The sequence below is a fragment of the Marinimicrobium locisalis genome, from assembly GCF_039822625.1.
Taxonomy (GTDB): Bacteria; Pseudomonadota; Gammaproteobacteria; order Pseudomonadales; family Cellvibrionaceae; genus Marinimicrobium; species Marinimicrobium locisalis.
This window is the reverse complement of sequence record NZ_JBDLLG010000016.1, coordinates 52,405-76,888: the sequence shown is the minus strand read 5'-3', so window position 1 is coordinate 76,888 and position 24,484 is coordinate 52,405. Positions and strand designations below refer to the sequence as shown.

Annotated in this window: 20 protein-coding genes; 9 read left to right on the top strand and 11 right to left on the bottom strand. The window is 58.3% G+C overall.

Annotated elements, in window-relative coordinates; genetic code table 11:
- Position 1 precedes the first annotated feature (1 nt).
- Entirely contained in the window at positions 2-1,282 is a 1,281-nt protein-coding gene (gene fabF, locus AAE514_RS11490) for a beta-ketoacyl-ACP synthase II (protein ID WP_347331685.1), read from the top strand.
- A 35-nt stretch (positions 1,283-1,317) separates the two neighbouring features.
- On the opposite strand, the gene AAE514_RS11485 is transcribed toward fabF, so the two are convergent.
- The gene (locus AAE514_RS11485; RefSeq protein WP_347331684.1) at positions 1,318-1,806 is read right to left on the bottom strand and encodes a hypothetical protein; all 489 of its coding nucleotides are present in this window, start codon (positions 1,804-1,806) and stop codon (positions 1,318-1,320) included.
- A 300-nt stretch (positions 1,807-2,106) separates the two neighbouring features.
- Here AAE514_RS11485 and AAE514_RS11480 point away from each other — a divergent pair, with 300 nt between their 5' ends.
- Complete coding sequence (locus AAE514_RS11480) at positions 2,107-2,943, top strand: bifunctional transcriptional activator/DNA repair enzyme AdaA (protein ID WP_347331683.1); 837 nt, start codon at positions 2,107-2,109, stop codon at positions 2,941-2,943.
- Positions 2,944-3,564, top strand: a complete 621-nt coding sequence (locus AAE514_RS11475) for a cation efflux transmembrane domain-containing protein (protein WP_347331682.1) — start codon at positions 2,944-2,946, stop codon at positions 3,562-3,564. It begins immediately after the preceding gene.
- Between the two features lie 52 nt (positions 3,565-3,616).
- Here AAE514_RS11475 and AAE514_RS11470 read toward each other — a convergent pair whose 3' ends face one another.
- Entirely contained in the window at positions 3,617-3,841 is a 225-nt protein-coding gene (locus AAE514_RS11470) for a hypothetical protein (RefSeq protein WP_347331681.1), read from the bottom strand.
- Complete coding sequence (locus tag AAE514_RS11465; RefSeq protein WP_347331680.1) at positions 3,838-4,815, bottom strand: alpha/beta hydrolase; 978 nt, start codon at positions 4,813-4,815, stop codon at positions 3,838-3,840. The genes AAE514_RS11470 and AAE514_RS11465 overlap by 4 nt, the downstream gene beginning before the upstream one ends.
- A 238-nt stretch (positions 4,816-5,053) precedes the next feature.
- Here AAE514_RS11465 and AAE514_RS11460 point away from each other — a divergent pair, with 238 nt between their 5' ends.
- A complete protein-coding gene (locus tag AAE514_RS11460) occupies positions 5,054-6,127 on the top strand; it encodes an alkene reductase (RefSeq protein WP_347331679.1) in 1,074 nt (357 codons plus the stop codon).
- A gap of 236 nt (positions 6,128-6,363) precedes the next feature.
- Complete coding sequence (locus AAE514_RS11455; protein ID WP_347331678.1) at positions 6,364-6,753, top strand: PKD domain-containing protein; 390 nt, start codon at positions 6,364-6,366, stop codon at positions 6,751-6,753.
- Here the strand turns inward: AAE514_RS11455 and AAE514_RS11450 are convergent.
- Positions 6,750-7,346: a LysE family translocator gene (locus AAE514_RS11450; RefSeq protein ID WP_347331677.1), complete on the bottom strand. Its 597-nt coding sequence runs from the start codon at positions 7,344-7,346 to the stop codon at positions 6,750-6,752. The two genes, AAE514_RS11455 and AAE514_RS11450, sit on opposite strands and share 4 nt — an antisense overlap.
- Positions 7,347-7,532: 186 nt before the next feature.
- Between AAE514_RS11450 and AAE514_RS11445 the strand changes: the two genes are divergently transcribed.
- Complete coding sequence (locus AAE514_RS11445; RefSeq protein WP_347331676.1) at positions 7,533-8,945, top strand: aminotransferase-like domain-containing protein; 1,413 nt, start codon at positions 7,533-7,535, stop codon at positions 8,943-8,945.
- A 61-nt stretch (positions 8,946-9,006) separates the two neighbouring features.
- Here AAE514_RS11445 and AAE514_RS11440 read toward each other — a convergent pair whose 3' ends face one another.
- The 3 genes from AAE514_RS11440 to AAE514_RS11430 form a co-directional block, all read right to left on the bottom strand.
- On the bottom strand, positions 9,007-12,096 hold the full coding sequence (locus AAE514_RS11440) for an endo-1,4-beta-xylanase (RefSeq protein ID WP_347331675.1): 3,090 nt from the start codon (positions 12,094-12,096) through the stop codon (positions 9,007-9,009).
- Between the two features lie 223 nt (positions 12,097-12,319).
- A complete protein-coding gene (locus AAE514_RS11435; protein ID WP_347331674.1) occupies positions 12,320-13,480 on the bottom strand; it encodes a helix-turn-helix domain-containing protein in 1,161 nt (386 codons plus the stop codon).
- 192 nt (positions 13,481-13,672) lie between these two features.
- Complete coding sequence (locus AAE514_RS11430; protein ID WP_347331673.1) at positions 13,673-14,983, bottom strand: cellulase family glycosylhydrolase; 1,311 nt, start codon at positions 14,981-14,983, stop codon at positions 13,673-13,675.
- Between the two features lie 4 nt (positions 14,984-14,987).
- Between AAE514_RS11430 and AAE514_RS11425 the strand changes: the two genes are divergently transcribed.
- Positions 14,988-15,251 carry a hypothetical protein gene (locus AAE514_RS11425; RefSeq protein ID WP_347331672.1) on the top strand — a complete coding sequence of 88 codons (264 nt, stop codon included), beginning with the start codon at positions 14,988-14,990 and terminating at the stop codon, positions 15,249-15,251.
- Positions 15,252-15,256: 5 nt separating this feature from the next.
- Here the strand turns inward: AAE514_RS11425 and AAE514_RS11420 are convergent, their stop codons facing one another.
- From AAE514_RS11420 to AAE514_RS11410, 3 genes are all read right to left on the bottom strand, one after another.
- Positions 15,257-16,042: a family 16 glycosylhydrolase gene (locus AAE514_RS11420; protein WP_347331671.1), complete on the bottom strand. Its 786-nt coding sequence runs from the start codon at positions 16,040-16,042 to the stop codon at positions 15,257-15,259.
- 210 nt (positions 16,043-16,252) lie between these two features.
- The gene (locus AAE514_RS11415; protein WP_347331670.1) at positions 16,253-17,431 is read right to left on the bottom strand and encodes a helix-turn-helix domain-containing protein; all 1,179 of its coding nucleotides are present in this window, start codon (positions 17,429-17,431) and stop codon (positions 16,253-16,255) included.
- Between the two features lie 180 nt (positions 17,432-17,611).
- Complete coding sequence (locus tag AAE514_RS11410) at positions 17,612-19,123, bottom strand: tryptophan halogenase family protein (protein ID WP_347331669.1); 1,512 nt, start codon at positions 19,121-19,123, stop codon at positions 17,612-17,614.
- 370 nt (positions 19,124-19,493) lie between these two features.
- On the opposite strand from AAE514_RS11410, the gene AAE514_RS11405 reads away from it, so the two are divergent.
- Positions 19,494-23,024 carry a TonB-dependent receptor gene (locus AAE514_RS11405; protein ID WP_347331668.1) on the top strand — a complete coding sequence of 1,177 codons (3,531 nt, stop codon included), beginning with the start codon at positions 19,494-19,496 and terminating at the stop codon, positions 23,022-23,024.
- An 81-nt stretch (positions 23,025-23,105) separates the two neighbouring features.
- Positions 23,106-23,786: a hypothetical protein gene (locus AAE514_RS11400; RefSeq protein WP_347331667.1), complete on the top strand. Its 681-nt coding sequence runs from the start codon at positions 23,106-23,108 to the stop codon at positions 23,784-23,786.
- Here AAE514_RS11400 and AAE514_RS11395 read toward each other — a convergent pair.
- Complete coding sequence (locus AAE514_RS11395) at positions 23,783-24,457, bottom strand: class I SAM-dependent methyltransferase (protein WP_347331666.1); 675 nt, start codon at positions 24,455-24,457, stop codon at positions 23,783-23,785. The genes AAE514_RS11400 and AAE514_RS11395 overlap by 4 nt on opposite strands.
- Positions 24,458-24,484 lie beyond the last annotated feature (27 nt).

Below are 24,484 nucleotides of genomic sequence, written 5' to 3'. Positions count from 1 at the left end.
AATGAAAGCGAACTCACCCATTGTTATTACCGGAATGGGCCTTGTGAGCCCACTGGGCTGCGGTGTGGAGGCGGTTTGGCGTCGGCTGACGGCCGCTGAATCCGGCGTGCGCCTCATTGACCACTTTGATACGGCAGACTTCCCTATTCGCGTTGCCGGCATGGTGCCCAGCCATGAACAGGACGAGGAGGCGGGACTGGATGAAGCCTCGGTAATCAGCCCCAAAGAGCGCAAGAAGATGGACCGCTTTACCGTCTATGCGCTCGCGGCCGCTCAGGAGGCCATGGCCCAAGCCGGTTGGGCCCCCGAGTCCGAGCACGATCAGGCAAATACGGCGACCTTGATTGGCAGCGGCATCGGTGGCTTTCCCACCATCACCCAGGCGCAAACCACCATGAATCAGCGGGGGTACAAGCGGCTTTCGCCCTTTACCGTGCCCGCGTTTTTGGCCAATTTGGCCGCCGGCAATGTCTCCATTCGCCATGGCCTCAAGGGCCCCATGGGTTGTCCGGTCACCGCCTGTGCCGCCGGCCTGCAAGCCATTGGCGATGGTATGCGCCTGATTCGCAGCGGCGAAGCGGAAGTGGCTCTGGTCGGTGGCGCGGAGGCCTGTGTGGACCCGCTGTCCCTGGCCAGTTTCCATGCCATGAAGGCGCTCTCCACGCACAACGAAGCCCCCTCGGAAGCCTCCCGGCCGTTCGACCGGGACCGGGACGGCTTTGTGATGGGCGAGGGCGCCGGGCTTTTGGTTATTGAAACCCTGGAGCATGCTCAAGCCCGGGGCGCCACGCCCCTGGCGGTGATCAGCGGCTATGGCACCAGCACCGACGCGCATCACATTACCTCCGGCCCGGAAGACGGCTCGGGCGCGGCGCGGGCCATAGAGCGAGCGCTGGCGATGGCGGGTTTGCAGCCCGAAGAGATTGACCACATCAACGCTCACGCCACCTCCACCCCGGTGGGGGATCGGGCCGAAGTGGCCTCCCTGCGGCGGGTGTTCGGTGAGCAGCTGCGGGACATTCCCATCTCCGCTACCAAGTCCGCCACCGGGCATCTGCTGGGGGCCGCCGGGGGTATCGAAGCCATTTTCTCCGTTATGGCCCAGCGCAGCGGCACCCTGCCGCCGACACTGAACCTGAGCCAGGCGGATGAGGTCGTGAAGGATTTAGACCTGGTGCCCAAGTCGGCCAGACAGCGGGCCTCGAAGCACGTATTGTGCAACGGGTTTGGGTTTGGCGGGGTGAATGCGTCGTTGATCGTCAGCGAGATATCGGTCGAATAAGCGAAGCGCGACCTGACAAATGACTCTCCGCTACCTCAGGCCCCGGCCTGCTGCTTCGCCGCCGGCTTCCCCTGCCGCGCCTTCAATGCCGCCACGGCGCGCGCGATGGTGGCCCGCACCCACAGCCAGCTTGGGAACTGCCAGTAGCCCAGCAAATAATCCCCCGACTGTTTCAGCCGCTCCTGGGCTTGCTCCAGCTGCATTTTCTGGACCGTGCTCAAACCTTTGGTGGCTTTGTTCCGAGCCCGGATCATCTGCACGGCCAACGACACAAAGCGGTGTTTCTGGCGCCTGGCCCACGGGCTGCGGGCAACCAACTCGTCCGCTTCGTTGATCACATCCAGATGCAGCTTGAGCTTGGTGGTCATTTTACCCAAGGGCTTGCCGCCATCGTCGCTGAGCAAATACCTCTGCACACTGGCCACGGCATTGCGCACATTGCGGGCCTCGCTGGTGCGTAACAGGCCGGCGGTGACCACCGTCCCCAGCAAAATACCCAAAATGAAGGCCAAAATGGCTCCCATGCGTGCTCTCCCGTAGTCCACTCTGTGAAGGGAATCAATGAACGAGAGTGTGAACCGCTTTTGCTTAAAAAACTGCGTAGGGCGCCACACCCTGGCATAGTAGTGGCGCATAAATCTCTATTCTGCTGACAAGTTCAAAACCTTTGTGTGACCGAGTACCGCCGGACGGAGTGCCAAGGGGCGTTTGGGGCGGTGGTACACTGATGAATGCCGGAGCGTGAAAGCGCAATCAGCGGAGTGTCGGCCCTTCGGAGCAGAGGGCACTATAACCGTTTCCAGGGTTACATAGAGGTATTGAACATGACCACCAGTGAACGCCCGCTGCCCCGCTGGACGGCCGTGGTCACCGACCTGTGCCGCTACATCGAAGCCTCGGAGCAGCCCCCGACGCTGGAGGAGCTGGCCCGGCGCGCCGGGTGGAGTCGCTACCACCTGCAGCGCAAGTTCAAGGCCATTACCGGCTTAACCCCTCGCGGCTATGCGGCGGCCGTGCGTTCGGGTAAGGTCCGGCGAGCGTTGAAAACGGGAGACTCGGTGACCGAGGTCATTTATCGCTCCGGCTACAACTCCAGTGGCCGTTTTTACGAGGCCTCTGACCAAATGCTGGGTATGACCCCCAGCCGGTATCGGGCGGGTGGGGCGCAGACCGATATTCACTTTGCGGTGGGGGAGTGCTCTCTGGGAAGTATCCTGGTGGCGCGAAGCGCGAAAGGCGTTTGCGCGATTTATTTGGGAGACGACCCAGACCTGCTGGTTCGCACACTGGAGGATCAGTTTCCCGCCGCCCACCTGATGGCTGGCGACCGGAGCTTCGAGGGGCTGGTCGCCCAGGTGGTTGGCTTTGTGGAAGCCCCCCAGCTGGGCTTGGATTTACCGCTGGATATTCGCGGCACGGCTTTCCAACAGCGGGTATGGGAGGTGTTGCGGCAAATACCGGCGGGCCAAACCTTGAGTTACACTGAAGTCGCCCAGCGGTTGGGCAACCCCAAGGCGGTTCGCGCCGTCGCCGGTGCCTGCGCGGCCAACCGCTTGGCCGTGGTTATCCCCTGCCACCGGGTGGTGCGCAATGACGGAAACTTGTCTGGCTACCGCTGGGGGGTGGAACGCAAAAAAATGTTACTGGAACGGGAGTCGTAAATGGCGGGCTGTTGTGAACACGATGGGGAAGAGCTATCCGCGCTGCGGGAACGTCAAAGCGGAGTGTTAAAAATCGTTCTCGGCATTAACGCCGTGATGTTTGTGGTGATTGTTGGCGCGGGGCTTTACGCCAGCTCCTCCGCGTTGTTGACGGACAGTCTGGATAACCTCGGCGATGTGTTCACCTACGCGTTGAGTTTGTGGGCCGTGCACCTGAGTGCCCGGGCCAAAGCGAAAGTCGCTTTCTTTAAAGGCGGCCTGATTCTGTTGGCAGCCCTGGCGGTGCTGGCGCAAATTGGCTACAAATTAGTGCACCCGGCGGTGCCCCTGTTTGAGATCATGGGGCTGTTCAGTCTGCTGGCGCTGGTGGCGAACGGTACCTGCCTGACGCTGTTGTGGCGTCATCGTGGAGACGATGTGAATATGCGCTCGGTCTGGGAGTGCAGCCGCAATGATGTGGCCGCCAACCTCGCGGTGTTTCTGGCGGCGGCCGGCGTCTGGTTAACCGACTCGGCCTGGCCCGATTTGCTGGTGGCCTTTTTGCTGGCACTCCTGTTTCTGCGCTCGGCGGCGCGTGTTCTGACCTCCGCCCGCACCACTTACCGCAGTGAAGCCGGATGACAAGGCGAGTGGCGCTTGGGCGGGGAGAACGCTCCGTTTGCTGATCGGCGGCTCACCCCTCACCCGGCGCCTCCTTGTTGGGCTGGCGTTTGTCACCTTTATTCGGTACATGCTCCAGGCAAACCTCCTTCTGGCCGTGAGGCAAGCGGTTGCACTCCTCAATCTTGGCCTGTCGGCTGCCGTCATAGCCCTCGCGGTGGGTAAACCCGCAACCGCTGGCCAGGGTCACTGCCAGCAGCAAGAGGGGAGCGAGTCGTTGTGGGGCTAGAGTTGTCATTGCGTCGCTCCTTTTTCTTGCTTCCATAGCCATCTTAACCCTTCGGGAAGAAGGGCGCCGGGGTGCTCGTCGCTGTGACCGCCGTCGGTCCAGACGTGGGTGAATTCATAGCGTGGGCCTTCTTCCTCTTGCGTCTCAGCGGTGCGGTTGGCATAGCCTAGTGCGGCCACCATCCGTTGGTTTGCCATGAACCAATTGCCCCACTCGTTATCCAGGTCATTGGTGCCATCCTGGAAAAACAGTCGCAACGGGCGAATGGGCTCGCGCCGGATCAGCGCGGGGTAGTCCTGTCCGCCCAGCCGTATGGGGTCGGCGTGCGGCTTAAACCCGATGGAAACGTAACTGCCGATGCCGCTGAACACTTTGCGGAAGTAATCCGGCCGCTCCCAGGCGGCGGTAAAGGCCGCGATGGCCCCGCTGCTGGTGCCGCCGATGGCGCGCTGTTGGGGGTCATCGGTTAAACGATAGTCCGCCTCGAGGAGCGGAATCAGCTCATCGATCAGCATTCGGGCGTAGCGGTCGTTCAGCGCATCGTACTCTTCCGCCCGGTGGTTGGGGTTGCTCATGCCCAGGTCGGTGGGGTAGTCATCCGCCAGGTGGCCGGGCGTGACAAACAGGCCGATGGTGACCGGCATAGCCCTCTGGGCGATCAGGTTTTCCATGACTTGTGGCACACGCAGTGACCCATCCGGGTTGGTGGCCCGTTGGCCATCCTGAAAAACCAATAGACTTGCCGGGGTATTACCGTCATATTGGGCCGGCACGAACACCCAGTAGCGCCGCACAGTCCCCTCGAAGATCTCACTGTGAAACTCAAATGGGCCCTTTAAAGTGCCGCGCGGTACCCCGTTCTGCGCAGAGTGGGCGGGAGTGAGGCCGACGTTTGTGCGCACATCAATCTCGTGGGCGCTGGCCAGGGCGGCGAACGCACAGAGTAACCCCACTGCCCACTGTCTCATTAACAACCGTTTCATTTTACCGATTCCTTCAATCATCATTATTGTTGCTGGTGGGTAACGATAGCAGATTTAGGGATCACCGGTGGGCTAACGCTGGTTGCGGGGCCTCAAAGCGACGAGTCCCCCCTTAGGGGGTATTTACACAGAGCGAGGGGTGTCATCTAATTTATCCTTCTATACGTACGTGTTAGAATTTGAATAGTTGCTCAAACTTCGGCCAGGTTTGAGCCCTTTGTCACCCCAGGAGATTGTCATGCCCACGCTATTTGACCCCATTCAGGTCGGTGACCTGGAATTGCCCAACCGTATGATCATGGCGCCGCTCACCCGCTGTCGCGCCAGCGTTGGCCGGGTCCCCAACGACATGATGGCCGAATATTACGCCCAGCGCGCCAGCGCCGGCATGATTATCAGCGAGGCTACCTCGGTGACGCCCATGGGCGTAGGTTACCCCAACACCCCCGGCATCTGGTCCGACGACCAGGTGGAGGGCTGGAAAAAGGTCACCAAAACGGTCCATGAGCGCGGTGGCAGAATGCTCCTGCAGCTGTGGCACGTGGGCCGGATTTCCGACCCTATTTACCTGGACGGCGAACCGCCAGTGGCCCCCAGCGCTATCAAACCCGAGGGCACCGTGAGTTTGGTTCGCCCCCAGAAAGAGTACGTCCGGCCCCGTGCCCTGGAGACCGAGGAAATCCCGGCGCTGATTGAAGCCTTCCGCAAAGGCGCGGAAAACGCCCAAAAGGCGGGCTTTGACGGAGTGGAAATTCACGGTGCCAACGGTTACCTGCTCGACCAATTTCTGCAAAGCAGCACCAACCAACGCACGGACCAGTACGGTGGCTCACTGGAAAACCGTGCCCGGCTGATTCTGGAAATTACCGATGCCGTGCTTAGCGTGTGGGCACCGGGCCGGGTCGGTGTGCACCTGGCGCCGCGTGGAGATGGCCACGACATGGGAGACGAGAACCCGGCGCAAACCTTTGGTTACCTTGCCAAGGAACTGGGCAAGCGGGGTATCGCCTTTATTGCCACCCGCGAGCATGCCGGTGAAGACAGCCTCGGCCCCAAGCTCAAGGAGCAGTTTGGTGGCGTCTACATCGCCAATGAAGGGTTCAATAAACAACAGGCAAGCCAGTGGCTGGCGGAAGGCAAGGCTGATGCGGTGGCGTTCGGCCGGCTGTTTATTGCAAACCCGGATTTGCCCCGCCGGTTCGCGGAAGACGCGCCGCTGAACGAACAGGACCCGGAAACCTTTTATGCCTCCGGCCCTTTGGGCTATGTGGATTACCCCCCGCTGAAGAGGCCAGCGGTGGCGGACGTCTGATTCCTTTCAGCCATTCTCTAAACGAGCAAAAAAGTGGGCCACGGCCCACTTTTTTCGAGTGACTCACCGATTTTTCACCGGCATAGCACATAGTTCCCTGGTATTGAGCAAAAACGTGACCCCTTACTGATCATTCTGTGGGGCCCGTCACGATATTGCCGACCATTTTTCACTAGCATTGACGGAGTTGACTTGCTCTGCGACTCGCCCGTCATGCTCGTCAGGAGGGATGCGCCATGCCTACATCACTGTTCCACCGTTTGTGCCTGAGTTTGCTCGTCGTGCCGGCCTTGGCCGGAGCCCAAACCTCCAGCGAGGAGGGCCACCGATCGTTCGATCAATTTGATTGCTTGATCAACCCCGCCGTGAGCGGCTTGGTCTCGTGCCTGCCACCTGCCGAGGGCCGGTCTCTTCGCTACGAGTGGGACATGGGCGATGGCACCGTCTACACCACCGACGAGCGCCAGCCCCACATTTACCACACTTATTCGGCGCCGGGTGACTACACCGTCACCTTAACGGTTAATCGCCAGGAGGCGGCCACTACCTCGCAAAGCGTTCTGTCAATTCCGGAACCGCGGGAAGAGGGTGGCTCAAACCAGCTCGCCGGAGGCGACTTCCGTTAAGCGACGATCAACCCCATCGACGCTAGCAGCAGTAAGGCCATCACCCGATTGAACCACCGCAATCGGGTGCCTTTCTGTAACCAAGCGTTAAGCATCTGTCCGCCCACGTTCCAAAATACCAGTAGTGGGGTCGACAGTAGCGCAAAGGTCAGTGCCACCCAGAGCAGCGACCCATCGCTCAGGGCGGTTTGTCCCAGGGCCGCGACCAAGGTCAAACACATCATCCACGCCTTCGGGTTTACCCACTGAAACACCGCCGCTTCCCAGACCGACATGGGGCGGGCTTCGGCACGCCTCTGAGCGGTCCGTCCCCCGGCCCGCCACAACAGCACGGCCACGTAAGAGAGAAATAACACACTCAAGACTTTAAGAGCCAATTCCGCCCGAGGGTATATCACCAACAGTTGGCCGAGCCCAACCGTCATGGCCACCAGCAGGGCTTGGCAGCCGAGCACAATTCCGGTGATGTGGGGAATGGACCGGCGCACCCCGAAGTTCACGCCGGAAGCCATGAGCATCAGGTTGTTGGGGCCGGGCAGGCCGACCATTACCAGCACAATGCCGGCCGTGGATAAAACGAGTTCACTTTGCATGGTCTTACTCCTTGCTTGAGTCATGCTCAGAGTAAGCGCACAATGCCCAACGATACAGATTCAGAAAAAGGAAAATGAAGCGGTACAGTTGTGCTTTAGAATAAACTGTACTGCCCGATTGGAAAACAACTGTACCGTGTTTACCCGGGGCGTTCGGCTTACCCTGAGGCCAGGAGGAGAGTGCGAATGCTTTACCGAACATTGGCCAGCCGTTTACAGCGATTGATTGACGAACAGGTATACCCAGCGGGTACGGCCCTGCCGGGCGTTCGTCGGTTGAGCCAGCAACACAGCGTCAGCGTTTCCACGGTCGTGAATGCCCTCCAGGAACTGGAGCGGTTGGGGCTGTTGGAAGCGCGGCCCCGCTCCGGCTTCTTTGTGAAAACACCCCCGAGCTCTACCAAACCGCCGCGCACCCGAACCGCGAGCCGCTCTCCAAAAGCGGTGACCGGGCAGGAGCGGGTACTGCAATTGATACAGGCCGCCAATAACAAACAGATGGTCAACCTGGGCGCGGCCATACCCGATCCCAGCTTTATGCCGGCGGCCGCGATCGAAAAAGCCTTTCGTCACGTCTGGCGGGAACAGCGGCGCCGTTGTATCGGTTACGAGTTTCCGCCCGGAGCGCCTGAGCTGCGAACGCAAATTGCCCGCAACCTGGCCAGCTTGCACTGCGACGTCAGCCCGGACCAGGTGCTGATTACCAACAGCTGTCAGGAATCCATCGCCATCGCGCTCAAGCAAGTCACCAAGCCCGGTGACATTGTGCTACTGGAATCGCCCACCTATTACGGCTTGCTTCAAGTGGTGGAAGCGCTGGGCCTGAAAGCACTGGAAATTCCCACGGATCCGGAAGAGGGAATTTCCCTCGGCGCCCTCGAACTGGCGCTGGAGCGCTGGCCCGTTGCGGCCTGCATACTGGTTACCAACTTCTCCAACCCGCTGGGGGTGTGTTTGTCCGACGAGCGCAAGCAGGCGCTGCTGAAAATTCTGGCCCAACACAAAGTTCCGCTGGTGGAAGATGACATATACGGGGACCTGCCCTTCAATGGTCCGCGCCCCCGGCCCATGAAGAGCTGGGATACTCACGGCCTGGTGTACTACTGCTCTTCCTCTTCCAAAACGCTGGCCGCGGGCTTGCGTGTCGGCTGGATGGTGGCGGGACAAAACCCGGGGCGGGCGGAGTACCTTCAGTTTATTAACACGGTGTGCGTCAATACGCCCGCGCAACTGGCCCTGGCTCACCTTTTGAAACAGGGGCGTTATGATCGGTTGATGCGCCAGGCCGGTTCCGAGCACGCGAGCTCCGTGGCCCGCTTTACCGATAAGGTGGCTCAGTTGTTTCCCGAGGGCACCCGAATCAGCCGGCCCACCGGTGGTTTTGTATTGTGGCTGGAACTGCCCTTTAAAATCGACACATCGGAACTGATTGAACCGGCTTTGGACGCAGGGGTGAGCTTTGCCCCGGGTAAACTCTTCTCGGCCACGGGCAAGTTTTCCAGTTGTCTGCGGTTAAACTGCGCGGTGAGGTGGGACGCGAGCGTGGAGCGGGCGCTGATGACATTGGCGAAGCTGGTCACTTTCGCGGGGAAGGAATAAAAAAGCGGAGGGAGCAAAAAAGGGGAGGTCCGTCTCCCCAATCATTATGGCTCAGGGGGCCCTACCGTCCCAGGTAGTTCAGCAACCAGGTCATGGCGGGGCGAGGGGTACCGTTGTCGTAAATCAGCCCGCTGCCTTCGACCCAGGTCCGATCGACCACATAACCCCAGAGCGTAATGCCCACCACGGAGGGGTGGTCATAGAACATGGGGAACTGCTCCTGCATGATTTGCAGTTGCGCCTGGTCGTTGGGCTCGGCCACATCGTATTCGGAGATGTAAATCGGCAGGCCCAGGTCGGCAATGTTGTTCAAATTGTTGCGCAGGTCGCTCAGGGACCAGTCTTCCAGGCCGTGGGCTTGCAAACCGAGTGCATCCACCACGCCCGCTTCCACGGCCGGGCGGGCCATTTCGATGAACTCGCTGTTGTTCCAACTCAGGGCGTTGTAGTCGTTCAGAATCAAAATCGAATTGGGGCAATATTGTTGCGCCAGTTCGAACACGTTAATGATCCAGTCACTGCCGAAGGCCTGCTCGGCGTACTGCGCCGGGGCGTGGCCGGGCGTGGATTCGTTAACCACATCGATCATTTCCGTGTCGGGGTAACGGGTGCAGAAATCCCGAATCCACTCTTCAATTTCGGCGCGCTGCTCGGCCGGGCTCAGGTTGTTGATCCAGCTCGGGGACTGGTTGCCCCAAACGAAAGTGTGCTGCTTGAAGGGGATGTTGTTCTGCTGAGCGTAGTTGTACGCGGCGTCCACCCCGCTCCAGTTGTACTGGTCGCGCGTACCTTCCACTGAGGACCACTTGCCCTCGTTCTCGGGCGTAATCTGGTCCCAGTATTGAACAAAGTCCGAGCGAACGCTGCCGGAGGTGGTGATATTGCCCACGAAGAAGTCGTGATCAATGGTGCCGCCATTGCCGCCGTCACCACCATCACCGGCTTCTCCCATGACTGAAAAGTCATCGGCATAGTAGCTGGCGCCGCTGCTCTCGGATTCGATAATGAAATGCTGGAACGGTGTCCCGCTCTGGGTATAGGTGCCGCTCAGTTGGGTCCAGCCGTTGGCGGAAACGGTGGCCTCCGCCACGCGGGAGTACTCTTCGTAGGTGGAAGAGTCAGAGTCTTCCTCGCGTTTGGCCGTCAGGTATACCGTGGCGCTGGAGGAACCCGAAGCCATTTTCACCCACACCGAAACGTCGTACTCATTGCCATCAGCCACGCCGCTGGGGGCGAAGGTCAGTCCGTGCCAGGTATCCGTGCGCCCGGAGATCAGTGCGCTGGCCGAACCGCTGCGCGCTTCCTGGGTGCTGCGGGTAACGTCCCCGGCGGTGGTGGACCAGTGGGTCAGTCCGCTTTCCACGCCGCCGTTGGTGGCAAGGTTGTCGCCATCGCCATCGCCATCGGGTACGCTGGAGGACTGTTCGCTGGAAGATTGCTGGCTGGATGAGCTTGAAGAGGTGGCCGGTGGAGTGGTCCGGTCGGCGCAAAAGCCGATGTTGGAATCGCTCTGGCCCGGTTGCAGCGTGCTGTTCCAGCCCGCGCCGGAGACTTGCAGTGTTGAACCACTCTGGTTCCACTCCCCGTTCCACAGGTTGGTGACGGTACCTTCAACGGTGATGTTCAGGTTCCAGTCCACCGCACTTGCGGTATTGTTGGTCACGGTTAGGGTAGCGCAGTAGCCTCCGCCCCAGTCATTCGTCAGCTCGATGCTGCCCGCGACGTTGCTATCGCCACCGTCCTCAGAGGAGGTTTGGGCCGAGCTGCTGGAACTGTCGCTGCGGCTCTCGCTACTGGAAGCGTTGTTGCCCGAACCGCCGGTAAACCGATACCAGTTGAGGTTGTGGCCGGCGGTGGAACGAAGGTACACATCGTGGGTGCCGGTGACCTCACTAAAGGAGACGGACTGGGTTTGCCAAGTCTGCCAACCGCCGGTATTGCTCACCTGAAGCGTGGCGATGGGCTGGCTGTTCACATCGTCCAGCAAAATTTCCAGGCTGGAATTAATATTGGCGGCTACGCGCGCGTCTAGGCCAGTCGCGCCTGAACCGAAGTCAACGCCGGTTACTTTCACCCAGTCGCCGGGGCCCATTTGAATGTTCTGGGTACCTTCGCTGGCAGGTTCGGTTTCAATGCCGTTCTCGGTATCGAAGGTTTCCGCTTCGTTAATGGCAAAGGCGTCCACAAACTGCAGCTGCGGTACGCCCGCGGGGCCCGCATTCACCTCTTGAATGGAACCATCGCCATTGAAGTAAAGCCGGTCGACGTTGATGGAGCGCTGATAGGTGCTGTCGCCTCGCTCGTTCGCGACGGCCCGGTTGTGGTAGAACATGTACCACTGGCCATCAAACTGCACCATGGACTGGTGGTTATTGTTGCTATTGTTCTCCCAGGGGTTGGGCAGAATGGTGCCCCGATGGGCAAACCCGGTGGCGGGGTTGTCGCTGGTCATATAATCAATGCTGAGCCCACCGGAGGTGTCGGTGGAGTAGGTCAGGTAGTAAGTCCCGTTGCGCTTGTTCATATAAAGCGCTTCAAAAAAGTTGGGGGCATCGATTGCCATGGCCGCGCCATCGGTACTGATCATGTCGTTGTTCAGTCGAATAACCCGGGCATTACCGGGGCCACCACCGCCGAAGTAGAGATAGGCCTGGCCGTTATCGTCGATAAATACGCCGGGGTCAAACACCCAGTCCACGTTGCCGTTGGGGGTGTTGCGGTCCACCAGGGGCTCGCCCAAGGGATCCGTGTAGGGGCCCTCGGGGTTGTCGGCCACGGCCACCCCAATGGCATTGGCGCCGTCGGGGTAGTACAGGTAATAACGGCCGTTGCGCTCGATAAAGTCCGGCGCGTAGGCCAGGCTCGCCCAGGGGCTGTCGGTTTGCGAATTCCACACTATGCCGTGGTCCTGCCAGTTCACCATGTCATCGGAGGAGAACAGGTAGTAGTCCACCAGCTGGCTGTAGTCGGATTGGTCATCCTGATCGTGGGTGACCATCACGTACACCCGCCCGTCGATGACCCGGGCCGCCGGGTCGGCGGTGTAAACGTGCGAGACGATGGGGTTATCGGCGTACCCTGTTAGCGGCGCTGTCGTGAACAGGCCGGACAGCAGAAGCGAGGTCAGTAACCTCGTGCGTGTCAGCTTCATCTTTCCACCTCTTGTTGAAGGTTATTGGTTATTAAACGTTGTTATCGGCGTGGCCCAAGGCCACTGGCTGTGAGCCAGACAGCATAGGGAAAGCCGCTCCAAGTCGATGGAAGTTTTAGGCAGGTTTATAGCACGATGCAGGAAGTTGAAAGGATTCTGCAGGATGTTCAAGGAAAAATCCGCCAGTCATGTATTATTAAGCGTCAGTCTGGCGGGTGGCCCACTAGGGCTCGTTCTCTGTGCGGTACAGGGTCTGGAAGGTTTTGGGCGTACAGCCGTATTCCGCTTTGAAGAGTTTGTTGAAATACGACACGTTGTTATAACCCACCAAGTAGGCAATTTCGGAAATGTTGGCTTCACTGGTTTCGGACAATAATCGGGCGGCTTCGGTCAGCCTCAGCTTTTTCAGGTAGGCGGTGAACGTTAGGCCCAGCTCCTCTTTTAAAAGCTCATTCACCTTGGTGCGGTTGATGCCGAGCGTCGCGGCGGTGGTGTCCAGGTTCAGCTCGGAGTTGGCGTACTCGGTGGCCATATAGCGGAGTAAGGCATCTTTTTCCTTGTCTTTTTGAGGCTCGATAGAGAGCTTTTTATACGCCATCAACGGCTGGTCCAGCTTGACCTTCTCCTTCAGTCCCGTGGTGAGGGCACGAACATAAAGTCGGACCAGCCACACAAAAAAGAGTACCCAGCCCGCTGCGGTAATGCCCGCGGCGCTATAGAAGTACATCGGTTTTGTGCCTTTAAGCGTCACGTCCGTGATTCTTACTCTCGATGTCTGGTCCATCGGGCTTTGTAGGGAGTTTACAAATGCCAACCCCATCACTTTATCGAGCCGATAATCCTGATTGCTGAGTTCGTAGCCATGCTCATCCAACCACCAGTGGGGGGTGGCCAGGTCCGCAAAATCAATGGTCATCTCTTTCCAGTGGGCGCTGCACGAAAAGGCCTTGGAAGAGACCCGCCGGGTCGGGGGCTTAAAGGGGTCGGTGACTTCCTCGTCAAAGCTGAACAATACAAACAGCAGCACGTTGCGCGGGTCGCACAGAATGCGGAACGACACGTGGCTGTAATCCGTCAGGTCCACCACCCGATACGCCAGTTCGGGCTGAATAAAGTAAAAGGAATAGTGCGTATAGGGGAACAGCTGCTCGGAGTCGAGGGTAAACTCATAATCGATGGTCCCCACCTCGCTCTTAACGGTCAGTTGGGTATCGCCCACGGGGGATGACGGCTCAATCGCCGGCGCCCACGGCAGTGCCTCGTCTCGTGCGGGGAAGAGCGAAAGGCTCAGCCGGGATTGCAGAAAGCCGCCGTACATTACGACGGCCGTCAGCACCAGTAGCATCAGTAGGGTAACCAAAGCCTTGCGATAAAATGTCAGCATTTTATTGGAGTTGTTATCTGCGAATTGTTGGGGAAATTTGCGCCAAATCTTTATTAAGTACTATTACCGTACCATTGTTGCCGACCTTAAAAATAGCGACCGTGTACCTTTTCGTAAAATAAGAGGCGCTGGCCCAGCAGCTTCTGTTAACCAGAGGCTGCCAGGGCGCAGGTGATGGAAACCCGTAGCGGCTTAGGGGTTGGGGGCCACCAGAACATCTTTTGCCGCATCCCATGAGTCCTGACCGCGATCGTAGATTTGAAACGCGCCGGCATCGTCCCACGCGGTGGCCGCCATGCCGTGCTCGATCGCCAAATTGACGTGGGTCCTTAGGTAATCCAGGCGGTCGCTCGCATTGCATTCGTTTTCCGGGTTGTTGTAGTCGTAGTGAGGGGCTCCGAACTCATTCACCATGACCGGCACGCCGGTGCGAATGGACCAGTCATTCGCACTCTCGTAAATAGCGCTCAGTTCCGCTTTGTCGCTGTCACTGCCCCACCGCCGGGTGCACTCTCCCGCAAAGGGCCAGGGGTCATAGGAGTGAAAGTTTCCAATCAAGTAATCATCCTGCGGCAGGGTGATGTCGTTGAGGCTAGAGGCCGGTGTGTAGTCATTCCCCGCAATAACCACTAAGCGCGTGGGGTTCTGCTCGCGAATGATCTCCAGTATTCGCGGGTTCAAATCATTCACTTGTTCGGCCGTCATGCCCACGGGCTCATTGAGCATCTCAAACAGCAACCGCGGTGACTTGTTCGAGAAACGTTGGGCGATTTGCGTCCAGATTGCATCAAAGCGCGCTCTCGCCTCTGGGTCGTTGTAGTTTTCCTTCAACCAGATTTCGTGGTGGGCATTGAGTATGACCGGGTAGCCTTGGGCGAGGGCCCAGTCAACCACCTGCTCGGCTCGGTTCAGGCGGGCGTCCGTTATGCGGTAAGGAGGCGTTTCGGCGGTATGGTCGTCCCATGTGACGGGAATGCGAACGTGCTGAAACCCCGCTTCTTTAAAAGCCACAAAGTAGGAACGTTGGGCCTTGGGCGCCCAGTCACCTTCGTTGGGGTAGGCGTCCAGGGTGTTGCCTAGATTAATGCCAACGCCCATATCGAGCACCGTGTCATGGGCGGCTAAGGTGGTAGGTTCCGCGTAACCTAGCTCAAAATAGTCCAGCGCGGCGGGCGGCGCTTCGAACCTGAGTTGCAGTGTTTGGGGGCCGTCGCTCAAGTAAAAAGCCTCGGTGGTTAGCGTCTGCCACTGCCCGGCTTCACTGCCGCTTAGTTCGACGGCGGCTAGGGGAATCGCTTCGCCGTCGACGGCGAGCGTCCACTTGGCGGCGCTCTCGCCAGCGCGAGCATAAAAACTCAGCGTAAACTGGCCGGAGGTGTCCACATCAAGCTCGTAAAGGACGGTGCCACTTTCAGGAGCAATGGCGGCCCCACCGGACAGTGAGTCATCGGTGATGGGGGAGGCGGTAGGCTCCTCGCACTCCAGTGCTGATTCGGCCTCCACCCGCGTGGTTTCTACCGAAATGGTCGTGCTCGGGCAGCCCGAAGAACGAGCGCTGGCGCTGCTGGAAGCGGCGGTGGAGACCGAGCTGCTCGAGTTGGAGGAGGCCTCGCTGGACGCCGAGCTGGCGGAGGTGGGTGATGTGCCCCCGCTACTGCCGCAGGCCGTAAGCAAAACAACACTGGTGCCGAACAAAATACGAGAAATAAACATCATGAACATACCTGCTGACAAGAGTTTGGTTCAGGGCGGGCGCGAGGCGCCCGCCTAAGTGGTTTAGTGGGGGGAGTACTCGATATAGTCATAGTACGCCCAGGTGTTTTCCCAGAAGTATTCGCCCGGAAAGTAATAGCCGTCGGTGGAATTGTCCCCATGCCAATGGTTAATCATCAGCCGCGTTGGGTCTGAAGGCCACGCGTACTGGGGGATTTCGTTGTTCGCCACGTAGCCGTCGCCGTTGTCCCGGTAGAGCGTTCGAATAACCTGCTGGTTGCCCCAGGCGTCGGTGACGAACCATTGAATTCTCCAGCTGCTCCAGTCAAAGCCGATGTGGACCAAATCCCGGGTGATGTTCAGGCCATACTGCCCCAGGTCAATGTCCTGCTCCCAGCTTTCGTAGGTGCCTCCTTGGGGCTGGTAGATCACGTTGGTGTGCACCACATTTCCCAGGGTCGGGAGAAATTCGATATCTATTTCCTGCCAGGCGCGCCCCGGCACGTCGTGCCAAGAGGTGTAAGTGAAGATGGAGGAAACGGTTCCCGGCGCATTGCCGGTTTTGAGGCTGCCCTGGACGCGCCCGTAGGAGAGCAGGCTGTTGGTTCGAAGCTCTGAGCACTGCCCCGGGCTCACGCCCAGCGTAATGCCGTGGGAGCTTGGGGTAATCATGCTGGGGTCGAAGGTGCAGCCAAAGGGCGTACCGTTGCTGCCGCTGCGAGCTTGCCAGATGCCGGAGTTAAAACCCCAGGAAAAGTCGTCCTTGAAGTAGCCGGACTGCGAAAAGGTGGGCGCGGCTAACAGCAGGAGGGAGGTGAGCACCAGAGTGCGACGGATGAAAGTGACCATTTTATGACCTCTCGTTATTGATATAAGTCGTTTTATGGGTTTTCCCTGAACCGAGCCGTTGAGGGTGCTCGCCAAATCGATTCAGGGGACCATAAGTTAGCGCCAAAGAGGGAATGGATCGTTCGAGAATGGGTGGGAACGTAAGTTCGGCCCTCTCTTATAAGTATTGGTGAGCGAGGTGGCCGAAATTCCGGTTAAAACGAAATAAGGCTAGGCGGTAGACGCTGATGATTGACCTTGGGATTTTCGGAACTGAGACGGTGTTTGCCCCACGTGCTTTTTGAAAAGGGTGTTGAATGTCGATTTACTGGTGAAACCGGCGTCGTTCATCAGCTCCAGGATGGTTTTACCGGACTGTTGAGGATCTGACAGCAGCTGCTTGGCCTCTTCTATGCGGTAGCTGTTGACGAACTCAAAGAAGTTCTTCTCAAAATGCTGATTCAGAATCCGGGACAGAGTCCGTTCTGGGATGGAGGCCTTGCGGGACAAGGTCTCGATGGTAATATCCTGCTGCAAGTAGGGTTTTTGTTCCCGCATTAAGCGGCTCACTCTGGACACCTGCTCGTCCTTGTACCCTCGGGCGAGGGCGGGCTCTTGCGCGGGTTCGTCTACGCGATCGAACAGGTGCACGTAGCGAATGCTGGTAAACACCAGAACATTCACGAAAATCAGCTCAATATAGTTCCCCACAACACCCAGCATATCCGCTCGGGCGAAGCCGATGCTTTCCCCCAGGAGGTGGACCCCCAGCCGCCAGGCGGCAATAGTAATCATTGCGATTACGATACCTTTCAGCCAACTTTTCTTGCGAACTTCCACGTTCGCGTAGCGTTGCTTGAGCAACTCGCGGTAGCGGGTGATCGCAACCAGTGACCAGATGCCGTAGCTGATAACGCTGAAGTGCCAGAGCGTGGTGAGATCCCTCATGACCGCAGACCACATAAACTCCAGGTGGGTCATCGCCCGAACCTGCTCGGTCTCCGGTAGCCAGTAGTAGTTCCAGGTAATGACGATGCCTGCGACAAGCACGGGGATCAAGTGCAGCAAGTCAAGCCAGCGAAAGCGGAAACTTCGGTATAGCACACTGGCGACGTACCAGTACAACAAGGGCCCCTGAAGGAGGCTTAGAATGGTACCGGTGAACAGTAAGTCCGGGTGGGTCTGCAGAACCAGGGTTCTGAGATGCTCGCTCCAGATAACCAGCATATCCAGGGACTGAATGGCCTTAACCACCAAAAAAGCGCCCAATAGCTGATTGCTTCGACTGGCGCTCTGTTTGGCCAGTATCAGCAGTATCGCTAACACCAAGCACTGACCGGCGGCCATCAGCAGCACCAGGTCATTGATATTAAAAATCACCGCATTGTGGCTAAACGTTGCAGACTCCATCGGCCCCGGTTCACTTTACTTAGAATCGCTTTGATACCGCTAGGGAGCTGACGCAGGGTGAGGCATAGGCGACCCCGGCGCCCGCGGTTTCGGGCCGGCAGAATACCATAATCCCTCCGGGCGTAAAGGCTGTTCCAGGATCTCTGATCCGGCGCCAGCCCAGAGGGCTGATCCGAGGACTTAGGCGGAAGACGCCTGGCAGTGGGCGGCGACGAAATCCCGGTGGGAGGGCATGTAATCAACGGCCTGGGCGATAACGCTTTCGATATGCTTCAACCGTTGTTCAATCTCGGTACTGGAAATGGTGTCCACCAGTGGATGATAACGCTTCGGCAGGACCCCCTGACCGATGAAGACCTCCGCCCAGCTCACGCCACTAAACAGCTCGTTCCCCTCTTTGTGAACATAGCCGTTGGCCCGGAAAAGTGCCAGTTTTTCCTGCAAGGTGTCGGGTATGGGCATGGTTCTGACATAATTCCAGAACTCCGTATCCGTGCGGCGCGTCGCATGATAATGCAAGATGATGAAGTCCCTGATCCGGTCGTACTCGGTGTGGGCCTCCCGGTTGAAATAGTGTCGGTTTATCTCGGAGAAGGCCCGATCCGGGAAAAATGCCATGAGTTTACCGATAAACGACTGTATGAGGTGGATACCGGTGGACTCTAGGGGTTCGAGAAAGCCGCTAGACAGGCCGATGGCGATGCAGTTTTTCTCCCAGAAGGAGGTCCGCTTACCCACCCTGAACTTCAGCAGTCTCGGTTCGCCGGTCGCGCTGGTCCCCAGTTGGCGCAGCAGTACTGAGCGCGCCTCCTCTGGGTCCATGAACGCACTGCTGAAAACGTGACCATTCCCGGTGCGGTGCTGGAGGGGAATGCGCCACTGCCAGCCGGCCCCTTGAGCCTGCGATACCGTATGTGACGGCAAGGGATTGGCGACTTCGCTGGCCAGGGCCCAGGCCCGGTCGCAGGGCAACCAGTGCCTCCAGTCTTCAAAGCCCGCGCCCAAAACGCCGTCAATAAGCAGGCCTTTGGCGCCGGAGCAGTCAATGAAAAGCTCTCCCTCCACAAAGCGCCCGTCCTGAAGGGTGAGGCCGGTAATATGCCCGGTGGTTGAATCGCTTTCAACGCGTTCCACAACCCCCTGGGTGCGCGTGACCCCCCGCGCTTCGGCATATTCGCGCAGGTAGAGCGCATACAAGCCGGCATCGAAGTGGTAGGCGTATTGAATAGTGGATAAGGGGGAGTCTCCGGCCTTAATCGAACGCATGAACTTCCCTTGACTCGCGGCCAACGCACTCAGGCAGTACTGGCCCAATGGTTCGGCTTTTCCCTCGCGCTGCATTTTGCACCAAAAGTGGTGGAACGGCAGGGCTTCCATATTGCGCCCCAATCCGCCGAAACCGTGGACGTAGCGCTCGCCCAACGCGCCCCAATCCCGAAATTCGATACCCAGCTTGAATGTGCCTTGGGTTTTTCGGATGAAGTCATCCTCGTCGATGCCCAGGGTCTGGTTGAACACCTGAACCTGGGGGATGGTGGCTTCGCCCACGCCAACGGGGGGAATGGTCTCAGTCTCGACGAGCTCAATGCTGCAGAACTGAGGTGCCATAAACTTCGCCAGGGCGGCGGCGGTCATCCACCCGGCGGTGCCGCCACCGAGGATCACAATCTTTCTGATTCTATTATCGCTCATGGTTTCATTTAATATTTTGCACCAAAGCGGTGCGGTTGAGGGCGCTCCCATGCCGGATGAGTTTTCAAGGGCAGTGATTCTGGCGAATTCGCCTGATAACGGCGTTCGACTATCGGCCTTTTCTCTGAAAACGGATGCTCGAACGTCCGGATTTACGTAGAGACACGCGCCTGGACGACATACCGGTGCCGTTCTTGCGACAGTAGGAGGGTGCTGCGTGTTGCTGAACAATCTACAAGGGGCCGTTCAGCTCAGCCGTTAAATTGAACAACTCATTGAACAAATAAAACAGCGAGAGGGGATGATAGTGCACTCCACCCATATTTTAACTCCAAGACCTACGTTTCACCGGTCGATCCTGTTCAGCTGCATGCTGGCGGCCAGTCTGCCGGCAGCGGCGCAAACGGGATCTTCCCAGCAAGCGGCCTCCGATGTCGGCGGCGGCGAGCTGTTGGAAGAGATAGTGGTCAAGGGCCTGCGGCAAAGCCTTCAAAACGCCCAAACCATCAAGCGTGACGCCGATACCTTCGTAGATGCAGTGTCCGCGTCGGACATTGGTGCATTGCCGGACCGTAGTATCCTGGAGTCCATCCAGCGGGTTCCCGGTGTGCAGATCGGGCGTTTTGCGTCCCCGGAAGACCCGGACCACTTCGGTACCGAGGGCTCCGGCTTGATCATCCGCGGGCTGTCTCAGGTGCGCTCGGAATTCAATGGCCGAGATACCTTCAGTGCCAGCTCTGGCAGCGGCCTGTCGTTTTCAGACGTGCCTCCTGAGCTGATTGGCAACGTGTTGGTGTACAAAAACCAGACCGCCGACATGGTGGAAGGTGGAATTGGTGGCACCGTCTCCCTGAACACCCGCAAACCTTTTGACAGCAAAGGGCGGCACTTCGGCATCACCGTGGACGGCCAGGTTAACAGTCTGGACGAGGACTGGACGCCCACTATCTCCGCGCTGTTCAGTGATCGGATGGAGACCGACGTTGGTGAGTTCGGGGTGCTTCTCAGCGTGGCCGACTCCACCCTGGAGCAGGTCTCCCACGGTACGCAGTCCGCACGCTACGAGCTGCGCCCGATCGACGGAGACGCGCCGGGCCACCCGGGCTTCAACTATGTGCCGGAGTCGAGCCGTTATGTGTACGACGGCAGTTTCGCGGGTGCCCCGGAAGGGATGGCCGTGGGCGATGAAGGTGTCATCGTGCCCCTCGGGGGCAACGTCAGCCAGAAGTTTGACCGCCGGGACCGTAACGGCATTGCCGCGTCCTTGCAGTGGAAAAGTCCCGACCAAACCTTGGAAGCGACCGCGGAATTCATCCGTTCCGACGCCTCCCTGTCCTGGACGGAATACGCGATCCGTAATGACGTCCAAATTAACGACATTAATGCGCGGCCCGTGGCCGACGTTACCGGCTCGGGCGAGGACTTCAGCCCCGCGCAATGGCAGTTCACCGAGGAGGGCATCTTCCAAAGTGGCAGTATTTCCAGTACGTCCGAAGGCTGGCGGGCCGACGATACGACCGGACGGATTCCGCAGAATGCGGAGTGGGCCACGAGCCAAGTCAATGAGTTTGGGCCTCAGTACAGCTCCAACACCCGCTATCGGGATGAAAACCGCTTGACGGAAGACGCCTCGTTTAACCTTACTTGGACACCAAACGATGTCTGGGAAGTGAGTGCTGACTACCAGCACGTGAACGCGGAAACGACAATTGATGATCATCAGCTGGTCTACGCATCCCGTGCCAATGCCGACATGGCACTGGACGCAATGGGTTCCAGCATCAACCTGCGGTTGGAGAACCCCTGGTCCTTCGCGACCGCGGAAGAAATTCAACCCTCGCAGGCCCAGCAGCCTGACGGCGTCGACATCACCAGCCCGGACTACTTCCAGCAGAACTCCTCGTTCGTGGCGCAGGCGCTACTGGACTTCGCGGAGCGCTCTGAGGGTGAGTTGGACGCTTTCCGCTTGGACAGCACGCGCTATCTGGACAACACGCCCTTCCTGACCTCGGTCAAGTTTGGCGCTCGGTATGCCAAGAAAACCCAGTCCGTGGGCGCTACCCGCTTCAATTGGGCGCCGATTCGGGCCTCCTTTAACTCGCCCATCGGTTGGTTGGATGACCCGGAAGTGGTTGCGAGCGGATTGCCCGGTACCGACCAAATCGTCGACTGGAGTGACTTTGAGGCGGGCGGAGGCTTTGCCATACAGGGCGGCAACCAGATGCTCCACCCGGCGGCCATCAAAGATCGTGAAGCCTTCCAGGACATTATCCAGCCATTGGTGGAAACCCGTTGTGACACCAGCCGTTTGCTGGACGAGCGTATTGATCCGAATCAGTCTGCGGTCGTCGATGGCGTTTGTAACGAAGCCGGCGCTTACGACATTGTCAACGGACTGTTCCGTCCCGACGAGATCTTTGGTACTGAAGAGGAGAGTGTTGCGGCGTACGTGCGTGTGGACTTTGCCAGCGAAATCCTGGACCGCCGCTTAGCGGGTAACATCGGCCTGCGGCACGTTGAAATCGAAACTCTGACCACCGGGGCGACTCAGTTCCCGGGCTTCAGTTCAGAGTACCCGGTGCCGGAAGGCACGGACGTCTTCTCTGACGATTTGGCGGAAGAGTACGGCCAATACGTCTTTAACGACCTGGAAGCGGGCATTGATATCGGCGGCGACGGCGTTGACCCGCGCTTCCTGGGTGAAATTAACAACTTCCTGCCGGGCGACATTCGCGCTTTCGCGAATAACGGCACCAGCCCACGTACATCCGCCCAGACAACGGATCATTGGCTGCCGAGTCTGAACCTGAAGTACGAACTGACCGACGACCTGCTGTTGCGGTTCTCCGCATCGAAGGCGATTTCCAAGCCCGATATCGGCCAGCGCCGGAACTACATCACCATTCAGCAGGACACCAGCGAAGGTGGCACTACTGTCAGCCGCACTCGCCTGTGGGGACCGCAGGTGGATGAAGATGGCAACGCGATCCTGGACGAAAACGGCAACCAGGTCATCGAGCCGTTCCCGTACATCAGCGCCGAATACCCGGATAACGTCAACGCGGCGGGTGAGCCGACTCCCGATGGCATTCCCGAAGCGAATGGCGAAAACTTGGAACAGGTAAACCTGATTCGCCCAGGCAGCGTGGATTTCTCCGGCTTCTCGGCCAGTTCGGGCAACCCGTTCTTGGAGCCGACCGAGTCCGATCAGTTCGATATGTCGCTGGAGTGGTTCTTCTCGGATGTGGGCTCACTGACCACCACGGTGTTCCACAAAGATCTGAGCAACTATATCGTGTCAGGTAGCCGGATCGAGCAGATCACGAATCCGGAAACCGGGGCGACCCAAACGGTCAGAATCTCCGGGCCGGAGAATGGCAGTGAAGGCGAGATCAAAGGTTTCGAGATCGCGTATCAACAAACCTATGATTCGCTGCCTTCGCCCTTTAATGGACTGGGTATTCAGGCGAACTACACCTACATCGATTCCGAGGGTATTCCCAACCAAAACTTCTCGGGCATTGACCCGGAGGCGGCGGAGCGGAATAGCGCGTTCAATGATCTGCCGCTTGAACGTCTCTCAGACCAAGTGGCGAACCTGGTCGCGTTCTACCAGAGAGGCCCTGCGGAAGTGCGCCTTGCGTACAACTGGAACTCCGAGTTCCTGCTGACCGCACGGGATGAGATTACGACGCTGCCCGTTTGGAACGACTCTCAAGGCTTCCTGGACGCGAGCTTCAAGTACGATGTAACTGATCGCTTTCGGTTGTCACTCGAGGCCAAAAACCTGAATAACGAGGAGGTCGTCACGCGTCTTCAGGTGGATAACGATCTGAAGTTGTTCCGCTCTTCGTTTGTTCAAGGGCGCAGCTATATCCTCAAGGCAAGCTATTCCTTTTAACCACTGAAGCTTGTGGTCCGCCTACCACCCCTACCCCCAGGGGTGGTAGGCGTTTTTCTTTAATCCAAGAGAGGCTAATAAATGAAGGTAGGGATAAAGTACGCGGTCTTTCTAATTGCCCCAATATATGCGCTGACCGGATGTGTCGCAATGGCGAACAAGTCCGAAGGTAAGTGGTTTAATCAGGAAGAATTCATAGGCCTGGAAGATATGTCATCCTCCTATTCTGCCCTTACTCTGGCTTATGAGTTGGATGGACAGGATGGTGAGCTTATTGAGTTTGGCGGCTGTAAAGACGTGGAAGACACTGCTGAGGCTGATGTTGTACAGAGCCAGTTTCCCCTTTTCAAGAAGCTCTATATTAACTGTATGGGTGCTAAGTATTTCCATATGGGCTCTGTGGCTGAAAAAGACTACCTTCCCGATGACTTTAACCCAAAACTGGTCAATCAGATCCCGGCATCTGCCGTTCCCAATCGGGGCGGTACGTCGTTAGAGGCCAGCGGTAACCGGCCTTTGGCGGAGATGCAGGGAGTAAAAGTCGTGAACACTGAGGATAGGGTGTTTACACTAAATGTGGAGACCACAGAAGTCGATTACGTCCTACTTTCAGAGGTCGACGCCAATAACGACGGCTTCCAGGATTGGGTGCTTCGGCTTGACTGGTCGCAGTCTGACTCCTTTGGTGAGGGAACCGATCTCATTGTCTTAACCAAAAGAGCTAAGAGTGGTGAAATGGAAGTGTTGATCCGGCATCCTTAAATCGTGCATAAAAGAATGTGCCCAAACTTCTCCACCTGTTCACCGGTATTGCTCGTGCTTGTTTCTCTGAACGCTTGAGCGTTTACAATTCGGAAACCGTTGCGAGTCAATAACTCCGAGGCGCCCTCTCGGTCGTAGAGTGAAAACCCGTAGGCGGTAAACGCGAGAGTTCCCATAAATGAGCGGTCCCCGAACGCCAGGCAAAATGTGCCACCGGGGCGCATAACGCGGGCAACCTGGGCAATGTGGTCATCGGGCTTGTCCCAGAAATAGAGCGTGTTCACCGCGAGCACCTTATCGAAGGCATCGTCCGCGAACGGCATACTCTCCGAGCTGCCCTGTATAAAGTTCGCCCGCTGCGCCGCGACGAAAGCTGCATTGTTTCGCTCGGCCTCGGCTACCATATCGCTTGCCCAGTCAAGACCGGTATAGACTACCTCGTCATGGCCCTCAAGTATCTCGGGCACGAAGGCGCCATTTGCAGGGCCGATTTCCAGCACCCGATCCGAGCCGCCAATAGCCAGAAGCTCCAGGCATGCGCGGTTAACCCCTGCGTTGACGTTGTTCATGGCTTGGCCGACCTCCCGGCCTTTGGCCCCGCTGGGGCGGCGAAGGTGCTGAGCCAACTCTTCCGGCTCCATTTCCTGCTTGGTTTCTGGGGAACGTTCCATATATAACCTCGTTGTCGTTGGGGCGTG